Annotated in this window: 1 protein-coding gene; it reads right to left on the reverse strand. The window is 60.8% G+C overall.

The annotated features are described in order from the left end of the window. Window positions 1–93: 93 nt before the first annotated feature. Window positions 94–592, reverse strand: a 499-nt coding sequence (locus tag ACP7C5_RS19145; RefSeq protein WP_426265508.1) for a restriction endonuclease, SacI family, incomplete at its 5' end; no start/stop codon positions are given.

Genomic DNA, 592 nt, shown 5'->3' on the forward strand with positions numbered 1-592 from the left:
TTACGAAAGCCTCAGTCGCGTCGCGCGAAAGGAGACGCGTGTCGTGTCCTCAGCCATAACGTCGCTACCATCTTAGGTTAGAAACTGACGTGATCAGTTTTGCTGGCTGGCCCTCACGCACACCAGCGTGTTCCACAATGCAAGAGCTTCGGCTGACGCTTCCGCTTCGATGAGGCGCTGCTCGATCCGGGACGGGAGTCGGGAGGCGCCGACCAGCGTAGCGAGCGGTGCCCAGTGCAGTGCTTGCTGCACGAGACTGTTCCAGTCGCTATAGACGGTCACGGCAACTCCGCGCTCGGCGGCCCAAGCGCGTGCTTCGGCCAACAAAGCGATCGGAGGGCTGGGCGCGATCGCAACCATCACCGCTTCATCGACTTCGGCCAGCACGCATTTGCCGACAAGCAGATAGAGATCCTCGCGCGTGACCGGCTTATCGCGCACCTCAAACGCACGCTCCCAACCCGTTTCTTCCCTCCGGCGGACGTTTACATCAGCTGGAATGGTACGCGACGGATCATTAACTCGCCGCGCATCGACCCGGTCTTCGCCAGCAAACACGTCCATCAGTCCGGCAACTACTGCTTGTGCAACG

Source organism: Sphingomonas sp. PWP1-2 (genome assembly GCF_049898305.1).
Lineage (GTDB): Bacteria > Pseudomonadota > Alphaproteobacteria > Sphingomonadales > Sphingomonadaceae > Sphingomonas > Sphingomonas glacialis.